The organism is Alcaligenes sp. 1735tsa3, from assembly GCF_024134565.1.
Classification (GTDB): Bacteria; Pseudomonadota; Gammaproteobacteria; order Burkholderiales; family Burkholderiaceae_B; genus Alcaligenes; species Alcaligenes phenolicus.
Map to the genome: position 1 here is coordinate 4,028,317 of NZ_CP099862.1, position 25,755 is coordinate 4,054,071.

Annotated in this window: 24 protein-coding genes; 11 read left to right on the top strand and 13 right to left on the bottom strand. The window is 56.2% G+C overall.

From position 1 onward, the window contains the following. Positions 1–376 precede the first annotated feature (376 nt). Together hutH and hutU are read right to left on the bottom strand one after the other, a co-directional pair. Positions 377–1,912 carry a histidine ammonia-lyase gene (gene hutH / locus NIZ92_RS18555; RefSeq protein ID WP_254002428.1) on the bottom strand — a complete coding sequence of 512 codons (1,536 nt, stop codon included), beginning with the start codon at positions 1,910–1,912 and terminating at the stop codon, positions 377–379. Positions 1,913–1,930: 18 nt separating this feature from the next. Continuing rightward, on the bottom strand, positions 1,931–3,661 hold the full coding sequence (gene hutU / locus NIZ92_RS18560; protein ID WP_254002429.1) for a urocanate hydratase: 1,731 nt from the start codon (positions 3,659–3,661) through the stop codon (positions 1,931–1,933). 316 nt (positions 3,662–3,977) lie between these two features. Between hutU and hutC the strand changes: the two genes are divergently transcribed. Next, positions 3,978–4,667 carry a histidine utilization repressor gene (gene hutC, locus NIZ92_RS18565; protein WP_009457425.1) on the top strand — a complete coding sequence of 230 codons (690 nt, stop codon included), beginning with the start codon at positions 3,978–3,980 and terminating at the stop codon, positions 4,665–4,667. A gap of 133 nt (positions 4,668–4,800) precedes the next feature. On the opposite strand, the gene NIZ92_RS18570 is transcribed toward hutC, so the two are convergent. Next, entirely contained in the window at positions 4,801–5,661 is an 861-nt protein-coding gene (locus NIZ92_RS18570) for a helix-turn-helix domain-containing protein (RefSeq protein ID WP_254002430.1), read from the bottom strand. Positions 5,662–5,793: 132 nt separating this feature from the next. On the opposite strand from NIZ92_RS18570, the gene NIZ92_RS18575 reads away from it, so the two are divergent. Next, a complete protein-coding gene (locus NIZ92_RS18575) occupies positions 5,794–6,348 on the top strand; it encodes a GNAT family N-acetyltransferase (RefSeq protein WP_254002431.1) in 555 nt (184 codons plus the stop codon). Between the two features lie 127 nt (positions 6,349–6,475). On the opposite strand, the gene NIZ92_RS18580 is transcribed toward NIZ92_RS18575, so the two are convergent. After that, positions 6,476–7,987, bottom strand: a complete 1,512-nt coding sequence (locus NIZ92_RS18580; RefSeq protein WP_254002432.1) for an MFS transporter — start codon at positions 7,985–7,987, stop codon at positions 6,476–6,478. 169 nt (positions 7,988–8,156) lie between these two features. Here NIZ92_RS18580 and NIZ92_RS18585 point away from each other — a divergent pair, with 169 nt between their 5' ends. Further along, complete coding sequence (locus NIZ92_RS18585; protein ID WP_254003231.1) at positions 8,157–9,038, top strand: LysR family transcriptional regulator; 882 nt, start codon at positions 8,157–8,159, stop codon at positions 9,036–9,038. A gap of 125 nt (positions 9,039–9,163) precedes the next feature. On the opposite strand, the gene NIZ92_RS18590 is transcribed toward NIZ92_RS18585, so the two are convergent. Next, positions 9,164–9,655: a DUF2938 domain-containing protein gene (locus tag NIZ92_RS18590; RefSeq protein ID WP_254002433.1), complete on the bottom strand. Its 492-nt coding sequence runs from the start codon at positions 9,653–9,655 to the stop codon at positions 9,164–9,166. A gap of 81 nt (positions 9,656–9,736) precedes the next feature. On the opposite strand from NIZ92_RS18590, the gene NIZ92_RS18595 reads away from it, so the two are divergent. The 5 genes from NIZ92_RS18595 to NIZ92_RS18615 all read left to right on the top strand — a co-directional run bounded on the left by NIZ92_RS18595 (position 9,737) and on the right by NIZ92_RS18615 (position 13,625). Then, a complete protein-coding gene (locus tag NIZ92_RS18595; RefSeq protein ID WP_254002434.1) occupies positions 9,737–10,210 on the top strand; it encodes a helix-turn-helix domain-containing protein in 474 nt (157 codons plus the stop codon). A 267-nt stretch (positions 10,211–10,477) separates the two neighbouring features. Next, the gene (cml, locus tag NIZ92_RS18600; protein ID WP_254002435.1) at positions 10,478–11,668 is read left to right on the top strand and encodes a CmlA/FloR family chloramphenicol efflux MFS transporter; all 1,191 of its coding nucleotides are present in this window, start codon (positions 10,478–10,480) and stop codon (positions 11,666–11,668) included. A 219-nt stretch (positions 11,669–11,887) separates the two neighbouring features. After that, complete coding sequence (locus tag NIZ92_RS18605; protein WP_042485454.1) at positions 11,888–12,250, top strand: helix-turn-helix domain-containing protein; 363 nt, start codon at positions 11,888–11,890, stop codon at positions 12,248–12,250. After that, entirely contained in the window at positions 12,240–12,470 is a 231-nt protein-coding gene (locus NIZ92_RS18610; protein WP_254002436.1) for a hypothetical protein, read from the top strand. The genes NIZ92_RS18605 and NIZ92_RS18610 overlap by 11 nt, the downstream gene beginning before the upstream one ends. A 141-nt stretch (positions 12,471–12,611) precedes the next feature. Next, positions 12,612–13,625 carry a type II toxin-antitoxin system HipA family toxin gene (locus NIZ92_RS18615; protein ID WP_254002437.1) on the top strand — a complete coding sequence of 338 codons (1,014 nt, stop codon included), beginning with the start codon at positions 12,612–12,614 and terminating at the stop codon, positions 13,623–13,625. Between the two features lie 72 nt (positions 13,626–13,697). On the opposite strand, the gene NIZ92_RS18620 is transcribed toward NIZ92_RS18615, so the two are convergent. The 3 genes from NIZ92_RS18620 to NIZ92_RS18630 are packed head-to-tail and all read right to left on the bottom strand — an operon-like array spanning position 13,698 to position 15,860. Continuing rightward, on the bottom strand, positions 13,698–14,174 hold the full coding sequence (locus tag NIZ92_RS18620) for a GNAT family N-acetyltransferase (RefSeq protein WP_254002438.1): 477 nt from the start codon (positions 14,172–14,174) through the stop codon (positions 13,698–13,700). 18 nt (positions 14,175–14,192) lie between these two features. Then, positions 14,193–15,224, bottom strand: coding sequence for an LLM class oxidoreductase (locus NIZ92_RS18625; RefSeq protein WP_254002439.1), 1,032 nt, complete (start codon positions 15,222–15,224; stop codon positions 14,193–14,195). Positions 15,225–15,236: 12 nt separating this feature from the next. Beyond that, the gene (locus NIZ92_RS18630) at positions 15,237–15,860 is read right to left on the bottom strand and encodes a glutathione S-transferase family protein (RefSeq protein ID WP_035269680.1); all 624 of its coding nucleotides are present in this window, start codon (positions 15,858–15,860) and stop codon (positions 15,237–15,239) included. A gap of 145 nt (positions 15,861–16,005) precedes the next feature. Between NIZ92_RS18630 and gcvA the strand changes: the two genes are divergently transcribed. After that, complete coding sequence (gcvA, locus tag NIZ92_RS18635) at positions 16,006–16,890, top strand: transcriptional regulator GcvA (protein ID WP_254002440.1); 885 nt, start codon at positions 16,006–16,008, stop codon at positions 16,888–16,890. A gap of 170 nt (positions 16,891–17,060) precedes the next feature. Here the strand turns inward: gcvA and NIZ92_RS18640 are convergent, their stop codons facing one another. After that, positions 17,061–18,266, bottom strand: coding sequence for a 2Fe-2S iron-sulfur cluster-binding protein (locus NIZ92_RS18640; RefSeq protein WP_254002441.1), 1,206 nt, complete (start codon positions 18,264–18,266; stop codon positions 17,061–17,063). 5 nt (positions 18,267–18,271) lie between these two features. Then, complete coding sequence (locus NIZ92_RS18645) at positions 18,272–19,315, bottom strand: aromatic ring-hydroxylating dioxygenase subunit alpha (RefSeq protein ID WP_254002442.1); 1,044 nt, start codon at positions 19,313–19,315, stop codon at positions 18,272–18,274. A 157-nt stretch (positions 19,316–19,472) separates the two neighbouring features. Here NIZ92_RS18645 and NIZ92_RS18650 point away from each other — a divergent pair, with 157 nt between their 5' ends. Next, the gene (locus tag NIZ92_RS18650; RefSeq protein ID WP_254002443.1) at positions 19,473–20,423 is read left to right on the top strand and encodes a LysR substrate-binding domain-containing protein; all 951 of its coding nucleotides are present in this window, start codon (positions 19,473–19,475) and stop codon (positions 20,421–20,423) included. A gap of 339 nt (positions 20,424–20,762) precedes the next feature. On the opposite strand, the gene NIZ92_RS18655 is transcribed toward NIZ92_RS18650, so the two are convergent. Further along, positions 20,763–21,956 carry an amino acid aminotransferase gene (locus tag NIZ92_RS18655; RefSeq protein ID WP_254002444.1) on the bottom strand — a complete coding sequence of 398 codons (1,194 nt, stop codon included), beginning with the start codon at positions 21,954–21,956 and terminating at the stop codon, positions 20,763–20,765. Positions 21,957–22,431: 475 nt separating this feature from the next. Between NIZ92_RS18655 and NIZ92_RS18660 the strand changes: the two genes are divergently transcribed. After that, positions 22,432–23,181, top strand: coding sequence for a tyrosine-protein phosphatase (locus tag NIZ92_RS18660; protein ID WP_060185509.1), 750 nt, complete (start codon positions 22,432–22,434; stop codon positions 23,179–23,181). On the opposite strand, the gene NIZ92_RS18665 is transcribed toward NIZ92_RS18660, so the two are convergent. Together NIZ92_RS18665 and NIZ92_RS18670 are read right to left on the bottom strand one after the other, a co-directional pair. Further along, complete coding sequence (locus NIZ92_RS18665; RefSeq protein WP_035269662.1) at positions 23,178–24,278, bottom strand: MBL fold metallo-hydrolase; 1,101 nt, start codon at positions 24,276–24,278, stop codon at positions 23,178–23,180. The genes NIZ92_RS18660 and NIZ92_RS18665 overlap by 4 nt on opposite strands. 348 nt (positions 24,279–24,626) lie before the next feature. Continuing rightward, a complete protein-coding gene (locus tag NIZ92_RS18670) occupies positions 24,627–25,733 on the bottom strand; it encodes a hypothetical protein (protein ID WP_035269660.1) in 1,107 nt (368 codons plus the stop codon). Positions 25,734–25,755 lie beyond the last annotated feature (22 nt).

The following is a 25,755-nucleotide window of genomic DNA, read 5'->3' on the forward strand; positions in this document are numbered from 1 at the left end:
GTATCGGATACACTTATCAATCGCTCGCCGTGGAACAGCCGATTCGCCACCCGCTCGCCCCATCCCACGCGGGCTTATCCTCCTTATGAACATAGCGCATGCACATCGCCACAGCCATGTGACTTGTGAGCTTTATATCCATCTTGATTGGCACGCCTCAGTTGGCAATACAGGCCGTCGCTCGATAACAGATACCGTGCCTGCCTACGTAGGGGACGCAGCAGCCGTCGTGTTCACCGTGGACTTATGTCAGCAGGGCGTAGCCCAGAGAAATGCAATGCTAGGGTCGTCGTGAAGCAAAAAAATCCCCGGCTTGGTGATCCAGGCCAGGGACAAGTTCGTGGAGACAAAAACAATCAGCAGTACTTCATGAAAACTAGAAAAGATCAGCCGCCGTCGCCTCCAGGCTCTCATCCAGCACCAAGGCTTTCAGGGCCTCGATATCGGGAGCCAAGTAACGGTCCTGATCGTAAAAAGGCACGGCCTGGCGAATCGCGTCTTGCACCTTTTTCAAACGCTCGGAAGTCAGCAAGGGTGCATGGAAATCAATGCCTTGTGCCGCGCACAGCAATTCAATTGCCACAATCGCGGCCGTGTTCTGTGCCATGTCTTCCAGACGGCGCGCTGCAAAGGTTGCCATGCTGACGTGGTCTTCCTGATTAGCCGAAGTAGGCAGACTATCCACACTGGCAGGATGTGCCAGTGACTTGTTTTCCGAAGCCAGGGCCGCTGCGGTCACATGGGCAATCATGAAGCCCGAATTCAAACCCGCAGAAGGCACCAGGAACGGTGGCAAGCCAGAGATGCTGGCATCAATCAACAAAGCGACTCGACGCTCTGCCAAGGCACCAATTTCAGCAATCGCCAGAGCCAAGCCATCGGCAGCGAACGCCACCGGCTCGGCGTGGAAGTTGCCTCCGGAAATCACCTGATCCGGCTCGCCATTCTTGCCGGGAAACACCAGCGGGTTATCCGTGACAGCATTGGCTTCCGTCAGCAGGCTTCGTTCGTTCTGCGTGATCAGATCCTGAATCGCACCCATGACCTGGGGCTGACAGCGCAAGCTGTAGGGGTCCTGCACCTTGTTGTCATTGTCGCGATGCGACTGACGAATCTGGCTGCCAGCCAGCAGCTCCCGGTACAGGCGAGCAGCATATATTTGCCCCGGCTGTCCACGCACCTCATGGATGCGCGCATCAAAAGGCGCATCACTGCCTTTGGCGGCGTCCACACTCAAGGCACCGGCCAGAATCGCATTACGGAACAAGGTCTGGGTGCGGAACAGGCCGTTCAGGGCCAGGGCCGTAGATACTTGCGTACCATTGATCAGCGCCAGCCCTTCCTTGGCAGCCAGCACAATGGGAGTGATACCCGCCTTGGCCAAAGCCTGCTGGGCTGGCATCCATTCGCCCTCCCACTTGGCCTGTCCTTCCCCGATCAGCGTCAAAGTCATGTGCGACAAGGGCGCCAGATCACCCGATGCGCCCACCGAACCCTTGGACGGGATGAAAGGCACCACGCCCGCATTCAGAATATCCAGCAAGGTCGTAACCACATGCGAACGTATGCCCGAAAAGCCCCGTGCCAAGCTGGCAATTTTCATGGCCATGATCAAGCGGGCCACTGCATCGGACACCGGCTCGCCCACCCCCACGGAGTGCGACAGAATCAGGTTCTTTTGCAGTTGCTCCAGATCATGGTCGGGAATGCGTTGCTGAGCCAGCTTGCCAAAGCCGGTATTGATGCCATAAGCCGGATTACCTTCGCGGATGATCTTGGCCACAATGGCCGAGGACGCATCCATGGCCCCGATCGCCTCTGGTGGCAGAGTCAGAACAGTCGGTTCCTGCCAGATTTGGCGCAGCTGTGCCAAAGTCAGTGCGCCGGGAGAAAGCTCGATACTCTTGCTCATTTATCTGTCCTGTTTTTCTTACTTGATCATGGGCAATGTCAGCCCGAAATTCTTGGCCGTTTGAATCGCCAGCTCGTAGCCTGCATCCGCATGACGCATCACACCACTGGCGCAATCGTTAATCAAGACCCGCTCCAGACGGGCCGCAGCCTGCTCACTACCGTCGGCCACAATCACCATGCCAGCATGCTGGCTGTAGCCCATGCCCACCCCGCCCCCGTGGTGCAGCGAAACCCAGCTGGCCCCGCCGGCGGTATTCAACAAGGCATTCAACAAAGGCCAGTCCGACACGGCATCCGTGCCATCACGCATGCTTTCAGTTTCGCGGTTGGGGCTGGCCACCGAGCCTGTATCCAAGTGGTCGCGGCCAATCACAATGGGCGCTTTCAACTCGCCCTTACGCACCATTTCGTTAAAGGCCAGACCAGCGCGGTGACGCTCGCCCAGTCCCAGCCAGCAAATTCGTGAAGGTAAGCCCTGGAAAGCAATGCGTTCCTGCGCCATGTCCAGCCAGCGATGCACGTGCTGATTGTCAGGGAACAGCTCTTTGATTTTTTGATCGGTTTTGTAGATATCCTCCGGGTCGCCTGACAAGGCCACCCAACGGAACGGGCCTTTGCCCTCGCAAAACAAGGGGCGAATGTAGGCAGGCACAAAGCCAGGGAAATCGAAGGCATTGGCCACGCCTTCATCAAACGCAACTTGGCGAATGTTATTGCCGTAGTCCACAACCGGAATACCCATTTTCTGAAAATCCAGCATGGCTTGTACATGAACTGCGCAAGACTTGGCAGCCGCTTGTTGAATGCGGACGTGTTGGGCCGGGTCTTTCTGCGCCGCCTGCCACTGTTCCACCGTCCAGCCTGACGGCAAATAGCCATTGAGCAGATCGTGGGCAGAGGTCTGGTCCGTCACCAGATCAGGTTTCAAACCACCCGCTTGGGCACGTCGCACCAGTTCAGGCAGTACATCGGCAGCATTACCCAGCAAGCCAATCGACACCGCTTCCTTGGCGGCCGTGTGTTGGGCAATCAACTCCAGCGCATGATCCAGATCCCGCGCCTGTTTATCCAGATAACGGGTCTGCAAACGGAAGTCGATACTGCTTTGCTTGCATTCAATCGTCAGCGATACAGCCCCGGCAAAGGTCGCCGCCAAAGGCTGTGCGCCGCCCATGCCGCCCAGACCAGCAGTCAGAATCCAGCGCCCGGCCAGCGAACCACCAAAATGCTGACGACCTGCTTCAGCAAAAGTCTCGTACGTACCTTGCACAATGCCCTGGCTACCAATGTAGATCCAGCTACCCGCCGTCATCTGCCCATACATGAACAAACCGGCCTGATCCAGCTCGTGAAACTTCTCCCAGGTAGCCCATTTGGGCACCAGATTCGAGTTGGCCAGCAGCACACGCGGCGCATCGCTATGAGTACGGAATACACCCACCGGCTTGCCGGACTGAATCAGCAAGGTCTGGTCATCCTCCAACTGGCGCAGGCTGGCCAGAATCTGGTCATAGCATTCCCAGTTCCGGGCTGCACGCCCGATGCCGCCGTACACCACCAGATGCTGGGGGTTCTCGGCCACGGCCGGGTCCAGGTTGTTCTGAATCATGCGGTACGCAGCTTCCGCCACCCAGTTCTTGCAGCTGAGCTGGGTACCCGTAGGGGCATGAATCTGCCGCGCAGAATCGAAACGGGGATCGTGGCTGGCCGCCAAAGTGTGATGATCAGGCATGGTGATGTCCTCCATCTGAGGTGTCTCTGGATACGCGCTGGTTCTATCTGGCAGGCTGTTTCCACACCCGAAGGGCAGGTCCTGGCGCCGACAAAACAACGGTTTTCTTGTAAGCTCATGCCAATGTATAGTCATTTTTCCAAGTTGTCTATACATACAAAAGAGAGCCTTGCATAAGCCCGTGAATGCGAACATGGGAAGGCATCACTCGCGGCCTGGTGCACGACCTCAGATCTGGCCTGCGCGAAACTCTTTTGAGTGTGAACACGTCCTACAGGAAAGCATAAAAATGGATGTCCCCCAGACGAGTCATTCGTCAACTGAACCAAGCATGCCCGCCTACCTGCAAATCAAGAATTTTGTGCTGGAGAAAATCCAGTCCGGCCAATGGCGTGAAGGTGATCTGATCCCCACTGAACTGGCTTTATGCGAACAATTTGGCGTGTCGCGCATGACGGTCAACCGCGCGCTGCGGGAGTTGACGAATGATGAGCTGCTGGTCCGCATCAAAGGCTCGGGCACCTACGTCGCGCAGCCCAAATTCCAGTCCACCCTGATCGAGATACGCAGCATCGCGCAAGACATACGGGAGCGCGGCCACCAACACAGTTGCCAAGTGCTGAGCATGGAGCGGCTGCAGGCCAGCCCGGCTCAAGCGCGGCTATATGACATTGCACCGGGCGCAGCGCTGTTTCATTCCATTATTGTTCATGCCGAAAACGGCTTGCCTATCCAGTACGAAGATCGTCTGGTGGACGCGCAAATGGCGCCGGATTACATGGAGCAGGACTGGAGCCAGATCACGCCTAATGAGTACTTGGTGCGCGTTGCCCCCTTGCCAACCGGCTTTTACAGCATTGAAGTGCTGGTGCCGCCCGCCGGAATCGCGCAGGCCCTGCACATGAAAGAGCAGCAACCCTGTCTGGTGATGGACCGCCGCACTTTTTCCAGCGAGCAGTTCACAACGCACGCCAGACTGTGGCATCCAGGGGATCGCTACAAATTCACTGGCAAGATGTGAGCCGTAAATCTGCTCTGCCTAGAGTTTGACTCCCAAACGCATCGATCAGGCGCACAGGCTTCTGGCCTCCTGAGTCATACACCATCGCCATTGTCTTGTCGCATTGACCTGGCACGACCAACCCTTGAGCTGATCACTTGCCAACCACACCGGAACGAGCCTGCTCATGCTGGCGATAGCGGGTCAACGACAAGCCTGTGTGGCGCTTGAAGTACCGGCACAGATAAGAGGGATCCTCAAAATTCAGCTGATCGGCAATCTGCCCGATCGCCAGCTGGCTGTAGGAAAGCAGCGCCTTGATCTCCAGAACCACTTGCCTGTCGATCAAGGCCTTGGGACTGTCGTTAAAAAACTGTTTGCTCAGTTGGGACAGATAAAACGGGGTGATGTTGAGCGCATCGGCATAAAACTTCACCTCCCTGTGCTGCCGGCATTGCTGGCCAACCAGTTCCCAAAACCGCCAGCTGATCATTTCCTGACGGCTGAACGGCTGGCCGCCCTGATACTCGGACGGAATCTGCTCGGCAATATGTAGAAAGAAATTCTGCAGCTGATTACGCAGCATGATGTGCTGATGCAGCGTGCTGGTCTGCACAATCTCGTGCAGTTGCAGCAACCAGGCAGCCAGTAAAGCTCGATCTCTCTGCGGAGGCACACACAACGGATTGTCGTGCAGGAACACGAACAAGGAATTAGGCAGCTGATAAGCCACTTCTGACGCCAGGCTCTTGGGCATCAGCAGAAAAAACACCTTGAAACCGCGTGAGCGCCGTCTCAGCAAGGTAATCGTATCTTCGGCCAGCACCAGCACATCATGGGCCCGTACGACCTGATCCTTGAAATTCAAGCTGACCAAAGCACGACCCGACAGGCAGATCATCAAGGCCATATAGGCATGACCGAAAGACAAAGGCATTCCCACGCCTTCAGCCAGCGTGGTCTGGCCTGTCAGCCAGCTATCTTTGGCGCTGAATAGTTGTGGAATCTGATGCATGGTGTTCCTCTGCCCTTCACGGCCCGGCAACCGACAGGACTTGCTAAAAGTACCGAAACTACCAAGATCCTGCTCTGTTCGCCAAACCAGCCAGCTTCTATTCTGTTTTCTGATGAATGGTGAGTAAAGAAAATGACACTTCAAACAGAAAGACTTATTTTACGCCCCTGGCAGGACACTGATGCCAAGGACTTGTACGAATACGCCAAAGACGAGCGAGTTGGCCCGATTGCAGGTTGGCCGGTGCATACCAGCGTTGAGGAAAGTGCCGAAATTATCCGCACAGTTTTCAATATGCCCGAAGTGTATGCCGTCGAGCACAAAGTTAATGGCCGAGCTGTCGGTTGCATCGGCATCCTGATCGGCAAGAACAGCAACTTCGAGATCGGCGAAGAAGAAGGCGAAATTGCCTATTGGATTGGCGTGCCCTACTGGGGCCAGGGCTTGATCCCCGAGGCCATGCGCGAAGTGATGCGACACGCTTTTGAAACGCTGAAGCTGAAAGCACTGTGGTGCGGCTACTTTGCCAACAATGCCCAATCGCAGATCGCGCAAAGCAAGTGTGGCTTTCGCCATCATCACACCGAGGAAAACAGGTACAACCCGTTCCTGCAGGACTACCGGACTGAGCACATCAGCCGCATTACTGCTGAAGAATGGTTGTCCTTGCCCAAACAACAGGCCTGAACACCCGTCGTAACCCACACCCACGCCGCCGCTGTGGGTGTAGAACGGCCCCCAAAACCTGGATACCTGACCCAGGCGTTTGGGGCCCGTTCACCTTGGGCATCGCGTGCAGCGCACGCGGTGTCTTCTAGGCCGTTTGCAAAGCGTGCTTGGGCTGTCGCAACAAGACAAAGAGCAGACCGGCAATCAAGGCCGCCAGGCCTGCCAACGCATGCAGCACCGCCAAAAACGAAGCGGCATAACTGGCAGTCAATTGCGCTTCCAAACCAGGCAGCTGTTGCGCGGCCAACTGCAATTCACCCAAAGCCGCCCGACTGGCCGCTTCCAGAACCGCTGCTTGTGTAAACGCAGTGCTGCCCACACTCAGGTGCTGCTGAATCAAGGTAGCCAGCAGCACGCTGACCACGGCAATGGCCACACCATCCGCAGAGATCCGCACCGTATTGAAGATACCCGTCGCCATTCCGACCCGATCCGGGCTGACCACACTGACCGCCATCCCGTCCATCAAGCCCCAGGGCAAACCGATACCCATGCCGATCAGCAATAAAGGCAGATGCAGGGCTGGCCCGCCACCTGCCTCAAAGCCTTCAGCCAGAGTCCACAAACCCACGGACACCAGAAGCAAACCCAGGCTGGACAAGTTGCCTGCCGATAGCCAGCGAGTCAGCAAGGCCGCCACAAAAGGCACGATCAACAAAGGCGCAGCCAGCCAAACCATCATCTGCCCGGCCTGCAATGCACCGTAACCATCAATACCCATAAAGCGACCGGGCAACAACACAATCAGCACGATGAACAGGAATGCAGGGGCTGCAGCCAAAGCCTGCACACCCACAAAGCCGGGGTCACGAAAGAAACACAAATCAATCATGGGCTGCGCAACGCGGCGCTCTATGCAGACAAAGCCCACAAAGGCGACAACAGAGGCCAGCAGGGTGGACAGCACCCAGCTATCGGACCAGCCCCGTTCCGGGATCAGCAACATGCCATAAGTAAACAGGCCCAAAGCCAGCGTAAAGCTGATGGCACCCGGCCAGTCCAATGTACCCTGCGAGCCGCCCTGACTGGGCTTGGTACTGATCAGAACCAGCAACAAACCGACCACGCCAATAGCCCCGGTCGCGTAGAACACGCCTTGCCATTGCAGCGCCTCCACAATCCAGCCGAAAAACCAGGGACCAAAAGACAGCCCCAGCCCGAAAGACGTGCCTAACAAGCTGAACGCCCGCGCCCGTGCACGTCCTTCAAACAAGGGAGCCAGGGAGGACATGGCAGCAGCAAAAGCGGCGGCACCGCCCAGGCCCTGCATCATGCGCAAAATATCAATCCAGAACACGGAGGGCATGAAAGGAATGGCAATGGTAAAGGCGCAAAACCACAGCATGCCAATCAGCCAGATGCGGCGCTGGCCGTAAATGTCCGTCAGGCTGCCTGACACCATCATGGCACCGCCGTAACTCAGGATGTACGCGTTCATGATCCAGCTCAGCTGGGCGGCACTACCACCTAACTCTGCACTGATGGCCGACAGCACCACTGCTGGACCGGTGAAGCACAAGGGGATCAATAAAGCCGTTAAACAGGCTGACAATAATTGCAGCCGACGCATGGCCGGCGAGGAAGAAGAGGAAAGCATGGTTCTCATTGACTGCTAAAGCGTGCGTGCCCAACAGAAATGAACACGGCGTGAAATACCCGCATGATCGGGGTCGATTTCAGGAGCTTAAGCGTCACCCCATCAAAGAAAAATACACTACAGTTATTAATACTTAGGAAATAAATTCTTAAATAAAGTTGGCACCATGATGGAAAACCTGAGCAATATCGGCCTGTTCGTACGCGTGGCGGAACGCCTGAGCTTTTCGGCCGTGGCCCGCGAGTCCGGCCTGTCGCCCTCCACAGTAGGCAAGTCCATCGCCCGCCTGGAAGAGCGGCTGAAAGTGCGCCTGTTTCACCGCAGCACCCGCACTTTGGCCCTGACTGCCGACGGCAAGGTTTTTCTGGAGCGCTGCAGACGCATCTTGAGTGAAATCGAAGCGGCAGAACTGGAAATGTCCCAAGCCAGTGAAATGCCGCGTGGCACCTTGCGAATCAGCTTGCCGCGCTACAGCGGCCTGTTTCAGCAGGCCATCAGCCACTTCATGCAGCGTTATCCGGCTGTAGAACTGGATCTGGACTTTTCTGACCGTCTGGTCGATGTGATTGGCGAAGGTTTTGATGCTGCCATCCGTGCCAGCGCCTTGAGTGATTCAGGCCTGATGCGCCGCCGTCTGTGCACGTTCCGTCGCGTCCTGGCTGCCTCCCCCGAATATCTACAAGAGCATGGTCGCCCCTTGCACGCCAAAGATCTGCAACACCATGCCTGCCTGCACTACCGCTTCCCCAATACCGGGCGGCTGGAACAATGGCCAATTTCCGAAACTCAGGACGTACCCGAGCTGCCCCGCACACTGGTCTGCAATAGCGTGGAAATGCGGGTGCATCTGAGCTTGCAAGGGCAAGGCATCGCTTGCCTGCCAGATTTCACCGTGGGCGAGCATTTAAACAGCGGACGGCTGCAAACCATTCTGGATGAATGCACCCATAACACCGTGCCACTGTGGATTGTCTGGCCTGCCAGCCGCAACCTGTCGCCCAAGCTGCGCGCCTTTATTGATTGCATGAGCGAGGCGGTTTTCCAGACCTAACCAAACACATACTGCTAGTGCCTCCTGCTCAGTCCCCGGTCAGCTCGGAAGCGGCATCCTGGGACTGGCTGACGCACAAAAAGAGCAGGCCACCCATGACAGAGGCCCCAACAAATGACATCTCCTTAAGCCACCTGCTTGATCAGCAAGGCCGCAAGGTACATGCCCAAACCAAAAACCGCGTGTGTCAGCAGGCTGCGCAAACGGTTAGTCCAAGGCGTGGGGGTACGCGAGGCCGCCACTCCGGCTCCCATGGCGGGCTGCATGACAAAAAAGGGCATCACGACCGTAGCCATGCCCACCATGACGGCGGGCAACCAGCGGGGATCTTGCAGCCACTCAGTGCCGTAAACCGCAAGCAACAAAAAGGCGAAAACAATGCCCACAGCATAGTGAATGAACCAGCCCCAGGCAGACTCTCTCGCAATCGGCTCAGCCTTGCCGATACTGCTGTGTGCGATCTGGCCACGCAGCAAATGCCCGGCCCAGCGCCCCACCATGGCGTAGTTCAGCGTGGCAACGCCCATCGCCCTTTGAATCAGGCCCCAGACATCCATGAAAATAGTGGCTCCGACTCCGATCAGAATCACATGCACCCATTCATTGATCGACAACATTGGCAATCCTTCCCGTTGATAAGCACCTTGTTTTTGAGTAATCATAAAAGTTGAAGTCAACTTCAAGTCAACAGGTACAAGATGGATATTTCAGAAGTTGCCAAGCAAACCGGCTTACCCTCCTCCACCGTGCGTTACTACGAGAAAGAAGGCCTGATCCGTGCAGTCAGCGCCCCCGGAGAACGGCGTCGTTTTACGCCCCAAGTGCTGGATCAACTGGCCTTGATTGCCCTGGGGCAAGCGGGCGGTTTGTCGCTGGAAGAAATACGGGCCATGCTGCCTCCTGATGGAGCTCCGCAGGTAGACAGGCAATTGCTGCTGTCCAAGGCCGATCAACTGGATGCCACCATCAAGCGCCTGAAAGCCATGAGCGAAGGCTTGCGCCACGCTGCCCACTGCCCCGCCGCCAACCATACGCAATGCCCGACATTCCAGCGCTTGCTGAAAGCTGCCGCCATCCGGGTGAAGAAGAACAAGACAGGCAACTCCAGCGAGGCGGTGTCACGTCTTGCCAAAACTTTGCAGGGCAAAAAACCAACAGCCATCACGGACTGAGGCTTCAAGGCCGTAAAAACCTCCCCCTATAATAAACAGTTGTCGCGCCCCATCCCTTTGGACTGGGCCAGACGCAGCCATAACGTTTTCCCCGCGACACACTTTCAAGTTATTTATGTGAGGAGCCGTCTGCATGACGAGCACTAAGTCAGCAACTGAGTAAGCCGCAACAAGCTCTGGTCTTGTTGCGGCGTTCTGTACTTCCAATCCCGCTGATTGATAACAAACAGACGCCGCCCGATTTCTTTTTCGAGTGGTAATTTTGTTATGTCTTCCTCACGCTCTTCCTGGGCTTATACGCTGCCGGCTGCCCTGCTGCTGATGGCGCCCTTTGACATCCTCGCCTCCCTGGGGATGGATATTTACCTGCCCGTCGTCCCGGCCATGCCGGAACTTCTAGGTACGACCCCAGCCATCATCCAGCTGACCCTTAGCCTTTACATGCTGCTATTGGGTGCGGGACAACTGATCTTTGGCCCCCTGTCGGATCGCATAGGCCGACGACCTGTTTTGCTGACAGGGGCCGCCCTGTTCGTGTTGGCCTCAACCGCCGCTGCCTTGTCCAGTTCCGCCTGGGCTTTTGTTGGTTTTCGGGTGCTGCAGGCACTGGGGGCTTCGGCCACCCTTGTGGCCCTGTTTGCCACAGTGCGCGATGTGTATGCAGACCGCCCCGAAGGGGTAGTGATCTATAGCCTGCTCAGTTCCATCCTGGCATTCGTACCCGCCTTGGGGCCTATTGCAGGTGCTCTGATTGCCCGCATGGGAGGATGGCAAGCCATCTTCCTGAGTTTGGCGGCGATGGGGCTCATAGCCTGGATCCATGCGCTGTGCAGATGGCAGGAGACCCGACCTGCAAAACCGCTGCATTCACAGCAGTGCGCACTGGCCGTCTTCAAGAGTCCGGCCTTCTGGGTCTATACCCTGGGCTTCTCCACCGGGATGGGGACATTTTTTGTCTACTTCTCGACCGCGCCCCGAGTCTTGATCGGACAAGCTGGCTATTCAGAAGTGGATTTCAGCCTGGCCTTTGCCAGTGTTGCCCTGGTGATGATTGCCACCACCCGCCTGTCCAAAACCTTTGTGGCTCGCTGGGGAACGGCCGGGAGCCTGAGACGCGGTATGGGTTTGATCGCCCTAGCCGCCCTGTTGCTGGCAGCAGGACAACTCCTGCTGGAACCCTCCTTTAGCAGCTTTATCCTGCCCATGTGGCTAGCCGCCATGGGCATTGTGATGACGGTATCCGTCACCGCCAATGGCGCCTTGGCCCAGTTCAATGATGTGGCCGGTTCCGCCGTGGCGATCTACTTTTGCGTGGAAAGCCTGATTGTTAGCGTGTTCGGTACCTTAGCTGTGACCTTGCTGGGTGGGGATACGGCATGGCCACTGGTGGTCTTTGGGCTGGGAATGAGCAGTGTGGTTTTGCTTGCTTTGATGTTGCTGGAGAGAAGGAAAGCCTAACCAAAATGTCCGTAATAACAGTCCTTAATAGCTATTAAGACTGATATTACGGACATTAGACTACGCGTCTGTTTAGCAAACAATCAAATTCAATTAAAATGTCCGTAATAACAGTCCTTAATCAATTCAAGGACTGTTATTACGGTCAATAAATCAGAAGTCTTGACTCTACATGTTTCACAGGATTGTCCATGACGAACATGGCAGAAAGGGCCAACTATGAAATACGATGAGGCACAACGCACCCCCCCTAAACGCTTGCAGGAAGCCAGCGCCATTGGTCAGAAGCTCCAGCAACTGCGCATCGCCCATGGAATGACTCAAAGCGATGTGGCTGCTCGTGCTGGTATTTCACGGTCCACGGCCGCCCTGCTTGAGCAAGGTAATGAAAGCCGAACGATGTCTCAGATCCTGCGCTACCTCCATGCCATTGAGCCCGAACTTACCTTGCTGGATCTGCTCACAGAGCAGTCCGGCGCTGTGCGGAGCTTCAACAATGCCAACAAGGTACAGCGTGTCTCCAGGAAAAATGCATCGAATACGGCCAACATCGCTCCAGCCAAGGACAAATATGACTTCTAAACCGCGCAATCCATACAGCCGACCACCCAGTCAGGTTGCTGTGTTTGCTCATATTGCCCAAAGCGATCAGGGCAATGCTTTTGTACCAGCAGGACTACTGGAGAACGCGAATTCCGATGCGCCAAGCTTCACCTACGGTAAGCGCTATGTACAACGGCAACACGCGATTGAAATCGATCCTGCAGCACTGCCACTAACGGCAGAAAACGGAGGCATATAACGTTTTACCTTACCTGGGCTGCACGAGTTTGGTGGACTGCGCGACGCGGCCCCTGACGCATGGGGTCGACGTGTCATCGAAAACAAACTCAAAGTAGGCTCGGGCGTTTTACCTGAAGTCGCCTATTTACTGGAGGCAGGAGTGGATCGCGTAGGCGCACTGGTTATTCGACTTACGCTCGATTCCCCCGCCAAGAAATCGGCAGTTGGAGAGGTCAGCCTTGAACGCCTACTTGAAGCCGCTGATCGTATTGAAAATGACGAAGACATCGGTGAGGACCTGGCTGACTGCTTTGAAGGCCTAGGTTCGGCTGGCGGAGCCCGGCCCAAAGCATCTATTCGCGATGAATCCGATGTGCTGTGGCTGGCGAAATTCCCTTCCAAGTCTGATCGCGCCTGCAATGCTGTACTTGAAGCTGGCACCTTGGAATTGGCACGTGCTGCAGATCTATGCGTTCCACCCGTGCATATCCAATCTGTTGGCACGGCGCGCGTGCTCTTCATTCGTAGATTTGACCGTTACTGGGCAGCTCCGGGAGAAGCACCCGCTCCCGGCCAGGACAGTTGGTCGCCCGCCACCCCAGAACACAATGCTTCTACCGTTGAGGGGCGTATCGGCTTTTGCTCCGCTATGACCCTGATGGGCATTGATGAGTACGAAGCAAGAAGTAGTTCCTATCAGGCACTGGCCCTCAAACTACGAGAGCGTTGTTTGCCCACTTTCATCGATCGTGATTTACGTGAACTATTCAAGCGCCAAGCCCTGAACATCTTTGCCAACAACAATGACGATCACTTGAGAAACCACGCCTTCATCTATGACGTGGTCGGCAAAGGATGGAGGTTAAGCCCGCTCTATGACGTTCTGCCCATGAACACGGTGGCAAGCGAACGTTATTTGCACCTCGAACTAGGAGAGCAAGGAAGGCTGGCCACCCTGGACAACTTAATGACACGTTGGGCAGCCTACTTCTCTAGCCGCCAAGAAGCCATTCGCGCCTTGCATGAAGTATGGATAGTCGTCAGAGCCTGGAAGCCTTATTTTGAGCAGTTCGATGCATCCGCCCAAGACATAAACTATCTGGAGGGTGCATTCAGACCACTAGAGCGCTTGGCCTCCTCCTTAACGAAGGAATTGCGAGCCTTCGGGAACTAAACCATCATTCCTGTTAGTTGCATACTGGCATCCTGAAAAACGTATCACCTTCTACACGCCCCTAGCCCCCTTCTACAGATTCAAGTCATACGTCACCCACGCTGTTGCCTGAGTCAAACCATCGTATAGCCTGCGCGCCTGTACATTGTCCTGCGCCGTAATCCAGCGCAGGAACGGCCAGCCTTGCTCCTTACCTGCCTGGGCGACTGCCTCAATCAAACGGCGGCCCAGCCCGCTGCCTCGCTGGTCAGGCGACACAAACAAGTCATCCAGAAAACCAGCATCCTTGCCCAGCAAGGGCTCCGGAAAAGGACGGTAATGCGCCAAACCCAGCAGCGCACCATTCGCCGTAGCTACCACCTTCCCTTGTAAAGGATGCTGCGCATCCAGCAGCCAGGACCAGGTACGAGCCAGGATATCTTCATTCATGGGCTCTTTGTAAAACTCGGCGTATTGTCTGTACAGAGACTCCCAGGCGGCCCGGTCTTGTGGCTGCAGATCCCGGATCTGCATGCCATCGACTACTAGCTGTTCTGCACTGCTATTCATGCTTGTATTCCCCTGTTGCTACCATGCTGTTGCAAGGGCAGACTGCGCCTGGTGAGAGGCAAAATGCGGCAGCACATACTCAGCCAGCTCCTGGATAATTTCCGCCGCCGGTCGCTGTGCAAACTGAATACCCAAAGCGGCGTGATTCACACCCGCTGCCTGCCATTCCTCCAACAAGGTGATCAGCCCCTTGCGCCCGGTACGCAGTGTAAAACCACCTTGCAAAGGTGTGCGTGGATAATCAGGATCATCCACCAAGTCCAGCCACTCGTTGGTCATGTGTGGGCGAAAACCGCCATCTGGAATCCGGGCACGCCAGGCCTGAATTTTGGCAGCCAGCTTTTGCGGACCCAGCGGTATATGTGTGGCTTCCGGATAGGTCAGCCAACCATCGGCATGTTCTGCGATCCATTCGGGCGACTGCCCCGAGGAGCCGGTGACAATCAAGGGGATCGAACCGTGCACGGGCTTGGGCAGCAGCTCTGCCGTATTGAAGCGGCCTAGCGGAGAGTCGATATTCAATTGCCCCGCTTGCATCAGTTGACGGAAATAGCTGACAGCGTGTGCAAAACGCTCTGCCCGTTCGGCTCGCTCCACACCATAGGCGGGAAATTCTATAGGCCTATCCCCGGAAGCGATGCCCAGCACCAAGCGTCCACCGGACAACTGATCAATGGTGAAGGCAGATTTGGCCAGATCGATCGGGTGACGCAAGGAGAAAATCGTGCTGCCCGTGGCCAAGGCCACCCGCCTGGTGCGAGCAGCCAGAAAAGCCAGATAGGTAAAGGGATCGAACACCTGCCCCGCATCACCAAAGCTGGGGTCATACAACGGTACGTCTCGCACCCACACCGCCGCAAAATCCTGGCGGTCTATCTCCTCTACCAACGCGGCCTGCCCGGCCAGCACACTCATATCGCCTTGATAAAAACGCAGAGGCAGAAAGATACCCATGGTCAGACGGCCGGGTGCAAACATGCGGCTATAGCCAGGGTGAGTGGCAAAGGTAGGGAAAGATGCGCCTTGAATCAGGCTTGTTTCAATCGTCATGATGTTTTCCCCTCAAGCGCCGGTAGCGGGCTCAGGCAAGGTGATGCCTTTACGGACTGCAGGGCGCTGAGCCACGCGCTCATGCCAGGCACTCATGTGCGAGTAGTGGCTGAAATCAAAATCGATAATTCGCGCAATATGCGTCCAGCCAAAATGCGCAATATCGGCGATGGAATAGTCCTGTCCTGCCAGATAAGGATGGTCTGCCAAGCGTGTATCCAGCACGGTGAACAGATCATTCACCAGACGGCGGTAGCGTTCGATGGCGGCCGGGATTTTCTCCTGGGCGAACAACTCAAAATGCACGCGCTGACCCAGAATCGGCCCCACGCTGGAGGAGTGAAATTGCAGCCATTTGATTGTTTCCCAGCGCTGAACAGGTTCTTTTGAAAGCAATTGGCCGGTTTTCTCCGCCAGATACAGCAAGATCGCGGCGGACTCGAACAGGACAACACCTGTTTCATCATCCTTCATCACCGGGATACGCCCATGCGGATTCAAGGCCAGGAACTCTGGCTGCCTATGCTCGTTCGCGTCGATACGCACGTGATGCAAGCGGTACGGTAACGCCATCTCCTCCAAGGCGATGGTCGCCTTAAAGCCGTTAGGCGAACTATCGGTATACAGATCAATCATGGTGTGGCTCCAAAACTGAAAGTTCGCTCTTCCTTGTTATATAGATAAGCTAAACTTTAAAAACGATTCAGAAGCCTATTTTCCCCAGCTAGATGGCCAAATAAAAACGATTAAATCTACTTGATAGATTTAGATAAACTAAACCATGAATCCTGTCTTTCCTTTACAAGCTCTGCGCGCCTTTACCGAAGTCGGACGCCACGGCAGCATCAAGCTGGCCGCCCAGGCGCTGGGCGTAACCTCGGGCGCAGTCAGCCAGCAAATCCGGCTGCTGGAAGATCGCTTGGGCGTGACACTGTTTGTGCGCAGCCACAACAAAATGAGCCTGAGCGAAGCCGGTGATCAGGTCTACCCTATCCTGCTGACGGCGTTTGACCAGATCGAACAAGCCATGCACACGCTGGAAGCCACCAAGCAAAGGAAGACACTGACGATCAGCACCGTGCCTTCCTTTGCCGCATCCTGGCTGATTCCCCGGCTGGCCGACTTCAAGCAACGCCATCCCGATATCGAAATCCGTGTGGAGGCGTCCCCCACGCTGGTGGACCTGCGTCGCGACAAAGTGGATATCGCCATTCGCCACGGCCTGGGCGCGTATCCCGGCTTGCAGGCCGAGCCCTTGATGGCCCCTGTCTTGCTGCCTGTAGCCAGCCCTGCGTTGCTGCAAGACAAGCCAACCATTCAGGAACCAGCAGATTGTCTGGAGTGGCCACTGCTACAAGATGCCGACCGGGCCGACTGGGCGCTTTGGCTGTCTGCCCACGGGGTGGAGGACGATGCGCGCGCCGATAGAGGCACAGCTTTTGAGGATGATTACCTGCTGATACGCGGCGCGATTGCGGGCCTGGGGCTGGCTTTGATACCGCAAGAATATGCGCAGGATGAAATGGCCGCCGGCCGCTTGGTGCAAGTCCTGGACAAGCCCTGGCCAGCCCGCTTTGCCTACTATCTGGTGACCTTGCCCGATGCGACACAAAAAGCAGAGGTCCGTGCCTTTAGTGATTGGATAAGCGAGCAAGCCCAGCTATAGCAAGGTAGCCAGCCTATGTAGGACCACCACTTCAACAGTCCTCATGTCCACACCCCCTGCTCCAGACATCGAAAATCCGCCTGACTTCCAACAAGGAAGCATATGTTTTTTTGAAAAAAAACCCCGTCCCAAAAGGACGGGGCAAACCTCAACAAGCAATTGAAAAACTCTTAAGGTAATTCCACGGCCACCGGACCACGGGGACGGGAACAGCACAACAAGACTTTGCCCTCTGGCACAGGGTCCAGCGGCTCTTCAAAATAGTCGACCTCGCCCGATACCAGAGTGCACATGCAGGTATTGCACAGGCCTGCGCGACAATTGAAGTCCGGACTCAAGCCCGTTTCTTCCGCCAGATCCAGCAAGGAGGGACAGTCCTCATGCCATTGGCCCTGGCGGCCATCGGGCAGGAATGTCACCGTCTGCGCCGCATCTTCCGCTGCTGTCGCGGCTCCCCTTACTGCTTCTACAGGCGAATCCAGCTCCAACACATTCGCATCGACACGACTGGAGGGGGCAGGCTGGACCTGATCCTGAACCGCACTGGCTGCACCATCATCCGCCAAGGTGTTTTCCAGCACCGTCGCCGGGCCAAAAAACTCGTAGTGAATGCGCTCACGTGCCACACCCAGACTACGCAGCACACCATAATTGCTCTGCATGAAAGCACTGGGCCCACACAGGTAAAACTCGTAATCATCCAGTGGCAGCCAACGCTGCAACTGCTCACGTGTAATCAGTCCCGCCACATGGTGCAAACCGGCTTGCTCATCATGTTCAGTCGGGTTGCGATAGCAGAAGTAAAGCTGCACGCCTTCGCGTTGTGCCACCAGCTCACGCATCTCATCGGCAAAGGCATGCACCACGCTGTTATCGCACGCATGAATCACATACACCTTACGCTGGCTGCGTTTAAGTAGACGATGCAGCATGGCCAGCAAAGGGGTCTGGCCCACGCCACCGCTTAGCAACACCACAGGCCGCTGGCTGCTCTCATCCAGCACGAACTCGCCCATCGGCCCGGCCGCGCTCAGCACATCACCTGGCTGCACGTGTTGATGCAGCCAGGTGGAAGCCACACCATCGGCCACGTTCAAGCCTGCCGGAGCCTTCTCGTGTTTGACGGAGATACGCAGACGATCCGTGCAGTCTGGGTCCCCCGACACGCTGTAATTACGCAGCACAGTTTGCCCGTCAATCTCCAGACGGAACACCAGATACTGGCCTGGCTGATAAGGTGGCACAACACCGTCCACCGGCTGCAGTACAAACGAAGTAATCACGTCGCTTTCGCGCTGCTTTTCCAGGACACGATAATCCCGGAAACGGCGGTTGGCCGTAGCCTCCGTAGACGCAGATGATGCAGTCGTATTCATCACGCTCAAGCCGTTGCCGTCTCGCTGGCGACGGCTTGCTCGGCCTGGATCATCTGGCTGATCTTGCGACGGAAGCGCAAGGGGCCTGAATCCAAGGGCAAATCCAACGCGGCAGGACGCTCTTTCAGGGCTTTGTGCACTTCTTCCAGAACGACTTTGTCTTCCAGGAACGCGTGGCGTACATCTTCGTTGAAAATCTTGGAGATGGCCTCGTCATCCGGGCTGAAGTTGCGCAGCTGGAACCAGAAGTAACGGGTGTGTTCTTCGTCGATAGGCGTCAGGAAGTTATAGGAGTCCATCAGAAAAACGTCCTGGTGGTACTCGCTGGGCTCCTCGGTAGCCGCACCGGCGGGCAGAAAGATGGCCTTGATCACGGCCAGCGACGGGAAGCGCACTTCGTATTGCTGTTTGCGGTCGCAATTGCCTTCAAATTTCACAAACTGCTTGTAAAACGGCGCAACTTCCACATTTTTGGACCAACGCGAGACCGTCACGCCATTGTCCTCAACCTTGACAGTCAAGGGCAGACCAATGATGTCGGGGCTGCCAAATGAGCTTTGGTGTACCCAGGACACGTGCGAGGGGTCCAGCAAATTGTCGGTGACGTACAGGTAATTGCAGTCCAGTTCCATGGCGTCGCCACGGTTCACACCCCACTCGGGATTGTCCCACTCGGGGATATCGATCAGTTTGGACGGATCAGCCAACTCAGGATCACCCATCCAGACCCAGACCAGGCCAAAACGCTCCGTACAGGGGTAGCTGCGTACCACCGCGCTTTTAGGGATTTGCGCCACACCGGGCGCCTTGGTACAGGAGCCGCTGCAATCAAAGGTCAGGCCGTGGTAGCCACATTCCACCTGGTCGCCAATCAAGCGGCCTTTGGACAAAGGCAGGCGACGGTGCGGACAGGAATCTTCCAAGGCCACGGGCTGGCCGTCTTCGCGGCGATACAGCACCAGGTTTTCGCTAAGCATACGCACGGGCTGCAAGCTGCGACCGAGCTGTGTAGCCAATGCGCCTACATACCAGGCATTGCGTACAAACATGATTTACCCCCAACTCTGAATACGGTGCATGATGGCTGAACGAGCCCATTTCATGCTCTCTTGTTTGTCATGATAGTCGCAATCAAATTCAGCCTACTATCCATATCGTTTAGAATTTCTAAAGTTAAATTACTTTTCTGGACGGGGTCTGATCATCATGGATACCTTGCCTCCCTTACGCGCGCTGCAAGTCTTTGAGACGCTGGGCCATAGCCAAAGCCTGCAAGAAGCCGCCCGTCGTCTGAAAATTACCCCCGGTGCCATCAGCCAGCAATTACGTTTGCTGGAAGACTCGCTGGGCTGCAGCCTGACCTACAAAGAAGGCAAACGCTTGCGGCTGACAGCGGCGGGGGTGCGCTTTCATGAAATCTGTACCCAGGCATTTGAGCTATTGCGCGACGGACAACAAGAAATGGAGCGGTCGCGCAACACCAGCCTGCTTTCGATCAGCGCTTTGCCGTCCATGCTTAAAACCTGGATGGCACCGCTGGCATTTCAATGGCAGGAACAGTACGACCCGGAGCTGACACTGCATCTGAAAGGCAGCCATGCCGAGCCCGATCTGGAAGCCGAGCAAATCGACTTTCGGATTACCTACGGTCAGGCCGCCGCCCGCCCCCGCAGCTTTACCGAGCTTTATACAGACCGTGTCGTTCCCGCCTGCAGCCCGACCCTGCTCCAAGGGCAAGCCGCTTTGCGGCATCCCCGTGATTTATTGAGCTATCCCTTGCTGTCCTCGGACTGGCAGCCACGCTTTACCTCGCCCCCCTCCTGGCGCGACTGGTTTGAGTCCTTGGAGATAGATATAGGCGATACGCCACTGGACCGCTTCCGGGTTTTTTCCCTGTCGCACATGGCGCTGGAGTCTGCAGTGGCCGGTCAGGGTTTTGTATTGGCGCAATGCTCGATGATAGAAAAGGAAGTGCGCAGCGGGCAGTTGATCCTGCCCTTCTCCCATTCCTTGCCTCTGCCCTGGCCCTATGTGCTGACTCGACGAGCGGGTGCATTTGAGTCACCTCATAGCCAGGATTTTCATCGCTATTTGTTGAACCGGGCGCGGCAGCAGGAGCAGATCAATAAGGAACTGCTGCTGCAAGCATTGACCTGAGCAATGTCGCAATACGACGAAATACGGTCAGCTTGCCGGTTGACCTGCTTGCCTGACCATGGCTAAGCACTAATGAACCGTTGAGTGCTTCGGCTATGTAAGCGCAGGGCTATTCAATGGTTTAGCTCGACACTGTTCCGCTTTTCAATTCAGGTTCAAGCCCCCAGCCAAGTGGCCAAAGCAAGTCGGACGCATCAATCAGACAGGTACGTATAAGCGGCTTCCACCATACGACCAACGCAGCTGCGGATGCATTTTCAGCATCAAAAAAAGCGTGTTTACCGCCCCCGAAGGGGCCATAAACACGCTCTTTAATCCTGCGGGAAAGACCTCGGCGTCTTAGGCCACGACAGCAGCCAGCGACTCCGCAAAGTAATCCACATTGGACTGATTCAGGCCTGGCACGCTGATGCGGCCCGACTCCAGAACGTACACGCCAAAATCGTCACGCAGTTTCTGGATCTGCTCTTTGGTCAGGCCGGTGTAGCAGAACATGCCTTGCTGTTTGACGAAGTAGCTGCTGTCGTACTGGGGAGCCAGCTCTTTCAGACGATCGTGCACACGCTTGCGCATGGCAGCAATACGCTGACGCATGGTTTCCACATCTGCCGTCCACTCGGCCAGCAAGGCTTCATCGGACAAGATGGTGGCAATAGCCTGACCACCGTGCGAGGGCGGGTTGGAGTAGATGCGACGTACCACGGCCTTGAGCTGACCCAGAACACGATCGGCTTCATCCGCGCTCTTGCACACCACCGACAAGCCGCCGCAACGCTCGGAGTAGTAGGAGAAGTTTTTGGAGAAGGAGTTGGCCAGCAAGAACGTCAGGCCAGCATCGACCATGGCGCGCACGGCGAAAGCGTCTTCATCCAGGCTACGGCCAAAGCCCTGGTAAGCCATGTCCAGGAAAGGAATCAGCTTGCGCTGTTGCAGCACAGGGATCAGTTGCAGCCACTGCTCGTCGCTCAGATCAGCCCCGGTGGGGTTGTGACAGCAGGGGTGCAGCAAGACAATGCTGTGCTCGGGCAGGACGGAAATGTCTTCCATCAGGCCGGTGAAATCCAGACCGCGCGTGGCTGGATCGTAGTAACGGTAAGTGTGGGTAGGAATGCCCGATCCACGGAAGATGGAGTGGTGGTTATCCCAGGCTGGATCGCTGATCCACATTTCGCTATTGGGGTAGGCTTCGTGCAGGAAGTCGCCACCCACTTTCAAGGCACCCGAACCGCCCAATGTCTGAATGGTCGCAACACGACCTTCTTGCAGCACTTTGCTGTCGGCACCAAAAACCAGTTTTTGCACGGCGCTGCGGTAGGAAGCCAAACCTTCAATAGGCAGATAGCCACGGGGCTGGCCCTTGGCCGCCCATTGTTCTTCAGCCCGGCGAGCCACATCCAGCAAAGGCAGACGGCCTTGATCGTCGTAATACAAACCAATGGTCAGGTTGACCTTGCGATCGCGCGGATCGGCGTGAAATGCCTCGTTCAAACGGAAAATCGGATCGCCACCATAGGCCTGCAAATGCTCAAACATGCTTGTTCCTTGAAAAATTACGGTTGTGGGCCGCCCGGGCTGATCGCCGGTCTATTCAAATAACCATTGACCTTATACCTTGGGCCTACTTTAGCCAATATCCTGGGGCTCTTTTTGCAGCACATGAGCACGCGAGCGATGCGTGAATGCGTCATCAGACTTGTCCCCCCTTGGCTCGGCACGGCACCTGTTCTTGTCTAGTCGGTGCAGGCTGTCAAACGCCAGCGTCACCTTGAAGTCTGTTCACATTTTCAGCAAACCGAAGCCTCAAGAACGTGAACGCGGTGTACCAGCCTGTCTGCCTGGGCCTTGCCAGCAAAGAATATACATGGCTTTCTGAGGATACAGAACCGTGCACTTGCATTCATTGTGCTTTCGGTCCTCCCGCACTCCCCAGCTGTCACCGCATTGTCATATGCAGATCCCGTCCAAGACCGTTAACATGGGACTTTCACCGTTTCAACAGGAGTCCGCCGTGTCCGTATCGCCGCTGCCCAGTTCCCTATCCTGCCCTTTAGAAGGGGCCAGCAACTTCCGTGATATAGGCGGCTATGCCACAGACTCCGGCTCCTTTCGTAAGGGTCGCGTCTATCGTTCAGACCATTTGGCGGATCTGAGCAGCCAGGACCTGGACACCCTGCAAGAGCTGGGCATTGCCCGCTCCCTGGACTTTCGCGGAGCACACGAGCGCAAACGCTCGCCTTACCAGTACAGCTTTCTGACCAGCCACGCACTGACCGTCGAGCCCACCGTCTTGCCGGACTTTATGGACATGCTGGCCAAAGGTCAGGTGGATGTGGATGCGGCACACAGCACCATGAACAAGACCTACACCGAATTTGTGACCGGGCACGCCGCCACCTTTGGCCAAGTCTTTGATCAACTGCTGCAAGCTGATACGCCAGTAGTCATGCATTGCACTGCAGGGAAAGACCGCACCGGCTTTGCCGTCGCCCTGCTGCACCGCGCTGCCGGGGTGCACCCTGACGATGTCATGCACGACTATCTGCTGACCAATCAATTCTTCCGCCGCCCCGATCTGCCCGACAACCGTGGCATCAGTGACGAAGTGCTGGATATTCTATGGGGCGTCAAGCCCGAGTTTCTGGAAACCGCCTTCAAGACGATTGATGAAACGTACGGCAATCTGGAGAACTTCTTTCAGAACGCCTTGAAGCTCAGCCCCGCCCGACGCGAGGCCTTGCTGGAGCGCTACACCGCTTAAACCACGCCTACGGAGGTCGCTGGCAGTTCCCAGTGACCTTCCAGGCTCAGGGCCGGTCCCATCACATTGCGCCAGGTCGGCAAATCATGCATTTGCGTGAACAAAGGCATGCAATAACGTGGCTGCACCATATCCACCAGCCAGCGTAAATCCGTCAAACGCGGGTGCACATTCCAGCAAAGGGTATGCGTGCCACGTGGTGCATGTGGGGCCACATAGCCGGTGTGAATCAACAAGCGTTCACCAGACTCGGCATTGGGGTCCGCAGCCCGTGCCTGACGCTCCCGAATCAGCTCCCCTGCCTTGCCCTGACAGCCGTCCGGCTCACCGGCCAGCAGCAGGTGCGCTTGCGGATCAAACGTAGCCGCACGCGGCATCAACTCACGCAAGGATTGCTGCACACCCGGCAACAACAAGTCACTGCTTTGGCTGATCATGCGGGTCAGGTTTTCGTAGCAGGACGCGTCCATGCTCCAGTCCTCAAAACCTTGCTGCTGGCGCCACAAGGCAATCTCTATCGCCCGACCTGACGGCGGTACGGGCAACAAGGCGGGATGGGACTCCAGCAAGGACTCCAGAATGCTCCAGGCCACGTGATGAGACTGATCGTACAAACCGTAAGATGCGTCCAGCAAAGCCAGATACGCGGGCGGCGGCAAATCGAAGGGGAACAGCAAGGATTCGCAGGAAAAGTCCCCGCTATAGAACAGCCCACCGCCCACATCCAGATGCAGCCAGACACCCCCCAAAGCATGGCCGGACAAGCCGGTACGCACGGCAATATCGCCGATATAAGTCGTGCCACGGGTTGGCAGCTCACGCCAGATCCGCCCAGCAGGCAGGCTGCGCGCCGTAGAGGCCGTGGCATAAACAGGTATGTGTTCAGGCAGCTTGGACAAGGAGCCAATATGATCCTGGTGATCATGCGTCACCAAAATGGCATCCACCTCCAGCCCTTGATACCAGTCGCACACCTGCCCAGGATACAAAGGCCCGCCGGCATCCAGCAGCAATCGCAGGCCACATGCCTGCACGAGAATGGCGGCTGGCGCTTTGCCTCCATAGCCGCTTAACACCGTCACCAGGGTCTGGTTCATGCTCCGTCCCCTACAAGGCATTCAGGCCAATACATCGCCAAGCCACACCCGGCATCCTGCTTTGCAGCACGGCGCAACACCGGACACAAAAGCAAAGCATCAATAAGCGCAATGGGCCGCAGCGCACGCTGCCGGACAGAAAAAGGCATCAACTTAAAGAACCAGAGTCACCGAGGTGCCCTGCCTTAAAAAGACTACGACAGGCTCAGGTTAAACAAGTGTTCTTTCAGCCCTGTTACAGTTTTATGGCAGTTCGATGGCAGTCACCACGCCAGGAGAAAACAGACAAAATAAAAAAAGAGCGCCAACATCAGCGCTCCTAAAGTGGGGGGAACTACAAACAGGAACTCAGACAATCAAAGGCGTGAGAAACACAGCCAGTACCACTGCCGTCAACAAGCGCATCACAATGCCCAGAACGGCGGCCAGCATGACTTCTTTTTCATTCAGATCCGAGCATTCAGCCCAGACCACCGGAATCTGTCCAAAGACAGCCGACAGCGGCAATCCCGAAGAAGCCAGTACGAAGGAACCCACCACCAGAGATGGATCCAGTGTTGCAGCCATCGCCTGCAACTTGCCCATTGCCAAAGTGGGGCTGACCAGCATCGCCAGCACGCCGGTTTCAGGATGAATATTCAGCGCAAGCAGACCGCGCTCAAGCACATCGCTGATAGGTGCCCAAATGCCGATATGTTCAAGCAAACCAATGACACAGAACACCAGGGCCACAGCCGGGATCAGGATCAGCAGCAACAGTTCCACTCCTTCGCGGGCGGCCTTGAACAGCATGGGCGCAAAATCGATATTCGGTGTGAAACGGGGGGCTGCCAGCAGATCCACCGAACGAACATTGCGGTAGACCAGCCGCGACAGCAATAAGGGGGAGAGCAACAAGGGGCCGAAGATCGCAATCAGCACCACGGCAAAGACATTCACCCCGGCAAAGGTCAAAGCCATCATGCCCAGCATGAACGTGGAGAACGACTGCTGAGACTGCACCATCGTGGCTACCGCAATCTTTTGCTCATCCTTTGTTGCACCAGCCTGCCGCAACAAAGGCCCCGAAATACGACCAGCGGCGTTGATATCGCCAAAAATGTTGTACACGCTGGGAATAATGACGGCCGGATTGATTCCAATGGCCCGCATCGCCGGCATGAACACTCGCATCATGGCATCGGTAAAACCCAAACGCTCCAGCAAGCGTCCAATGATGACGCTGATAATGACAGCCACCCCAACCTGCCCGGTCAAAAATACATCCACCACCACGGGCTTGACCTTGTTGAGCACCGTATCAAACGCGCCCGACAAGGTAGCGGGAAAGAAAAACAGCGTCAGCATGGCGAGCAGCAGCAAGCCCAGGCCCACCGCCTCGATACGCTCCATGGGCCGACGGCCCGCAGGCGCTACATGCACTACTTTGTCTATTTCTATTGTTTTGTTATCCATGTCTCTCTCCGTTCAGGAAGCT

What these genes read in the sequence shown, in the direction of transcription:
- NIZ92_RS18655 (WP_254002444.1), bottom strand. Translation starts at nt 21,956, where the DNA reads ATGTTTGAGCATTTGCAGGCCTATGGTGGCGATCCGATTTTCCGTTTG.
- NIZ92_RS18650 (WP_254002443.1), top strand. Translation starts at nt 19,473, where the DNA reads ATGGATACCTTGCCTCCCTTACGCGCGCTGCAAGTCTTTGAGACGCTG.
- NIZ92_RS18630 (WP_035269680.1), bottom strand. Translation starts at nt 15,860, where the DNA reads ATGATTGATCTGTATACCGATAGTTCGCCTAACGGCTTTAAGGCGACC.
- NIZ92_RS18620 (WP_254002438.1), bottom strand. Translation starts at nt 14,174, where the DNA reads ATGAATAGCAGTGCAGAACAGCTAGTAGTCGATGGCATGCAGATCCGG.
- gcvA (WP_254002440.1), top strand. Translation starts at nt 16,006, where the DNA reads ATGAATCCTGTCTTTCCTTTACAAGCTCTGCGCGCCTTTACCGAAGTC.
- NIZ92_RS18670 (WP_035269660.1), bottom strand. Translation starts at nt 25,733, where the DNA reads ATGGATAACAAAACAATAGAAATAGACAAAGTAGTGCATGTAGCGCCT.
- NIZ92_RS18640 (WP_254002441.1), bottom strand. Translation starts at nt 18,266, where the DNA reads ATGAATACGACTGCATCATCTGCGTCTACGGAGGCTACGGCCAACCGC.
- NIZ92_RS18625 (WP_254002439.1), bottom strand. Translation starts at nt 15,224, where the DNA reads ATGACGATTGAAACAAGCCTGATTCAAGGCGCATCTTTCCCTACCTTT.
- NIZ92_RS18580 (WP_254002432.1), bottom strand. Translation starts at nt 7,987, where the DNA reads ATGCTTTCCTCTTCTTCCTCGCCGGCCATGCGTCGGCTGCAATTATTG.
- NIZ92_RS18570 (WP_254002430.1), bottom strand. Translation starts at nt 5,661, where the DNA reads ATGCATCAGATTCCACAACTATTCAGCGCCAAAGATAGCTGGCTGACA.
- hutH (WP_254002428.1), bottom strand. Translation starts at nt 1,912, where the DNA reads ATGAGCAAGAGTATCGAGCTTTCTCCCGGCGCACTGACTTTGGCACAG.
- NIZ92_RS18590 (WP_254002433.1), bottom strand. Translation starts at nt 9,655, where the DNA reads ATGTTGTCGATCAATGAATGGGTGCATGTGATTCTGATCGGAGTCGGA.
- NIZ92_RS18605 (WP_042485454.1), top strand. Translation starts at nt 11,888, where the DNA reads ATGAAATACGATGAGGCACAACGCACCCCCCCTAAACGCTTGCAGGAA.
- hutU (WP_254002429.1), bottom strand. Translation starts at nt 3,661, where the DNA reads ATGGAGGACATCACCATGCCTGATCATCACACTTTGGCGGCCAGCCAC.
- NIZ92_RS18665 (WP_035269662.1), bottom strand. Translation starts at nt 24,278, where the DNA reads ATGAACCAGACCCTGGTGACGGTGTTAAGCGGCTATGGAGGCAAAGCG.
- hutC (WP_009457425.1), top strand. Translation starts at nt 3,978, where the DNA reads ATGCCCGCCTACCTGCAAATCAAGAATTTTGTGCTGGAGAAAATCCAG.
- cml (WP_254002435.1), top strand. Translation starts at nt 10,478, where the DNA reads ATGTCTTCCTCACGCTCTTCCTGGGCTTATACGCTGCCGGCTGCCCTG.
- NIZ92_RS18645 (WP_254002442.1), bottom strand. Translation starts at nt 19,315, where the DNA reads ATGTTTGTACGCAATGCCTGGTATGTAGGCGCATTGGCTACACAGCTC.
- NIZ92_RS18575 (WP_254002431.1), top strand. Translation starts at nt 5,794, where the DNA reads ATGACACTTCAAACAGAAAGACTTATTTTACGCCCCTGGCAGGACACT.
- NIZ92_RS18610 (WP_254002436.1), top strand. Translation starts at nt 12,240, where the DNA reads ATGACTTCTAAACCGCGCAATCCATACAGCCGACCACCCAGTCAGGTT.
- NIZ92_RS18595 (WP_254002434.1), top strand. Translation starts at nt 9,737, where the DNA reads ATGGATATTTCAGAAGTTGCCAAGCAAACCGGCTTACCCTCCTCCACC.
- NIZ92_RS18585 (WP_254003231.1), top strand. Translation starts at nt 8,157, where the DNA reads ATGGAAAACCTGAGCAATATCGGCCTGTTCGTACGCGTGGCGGAACGC.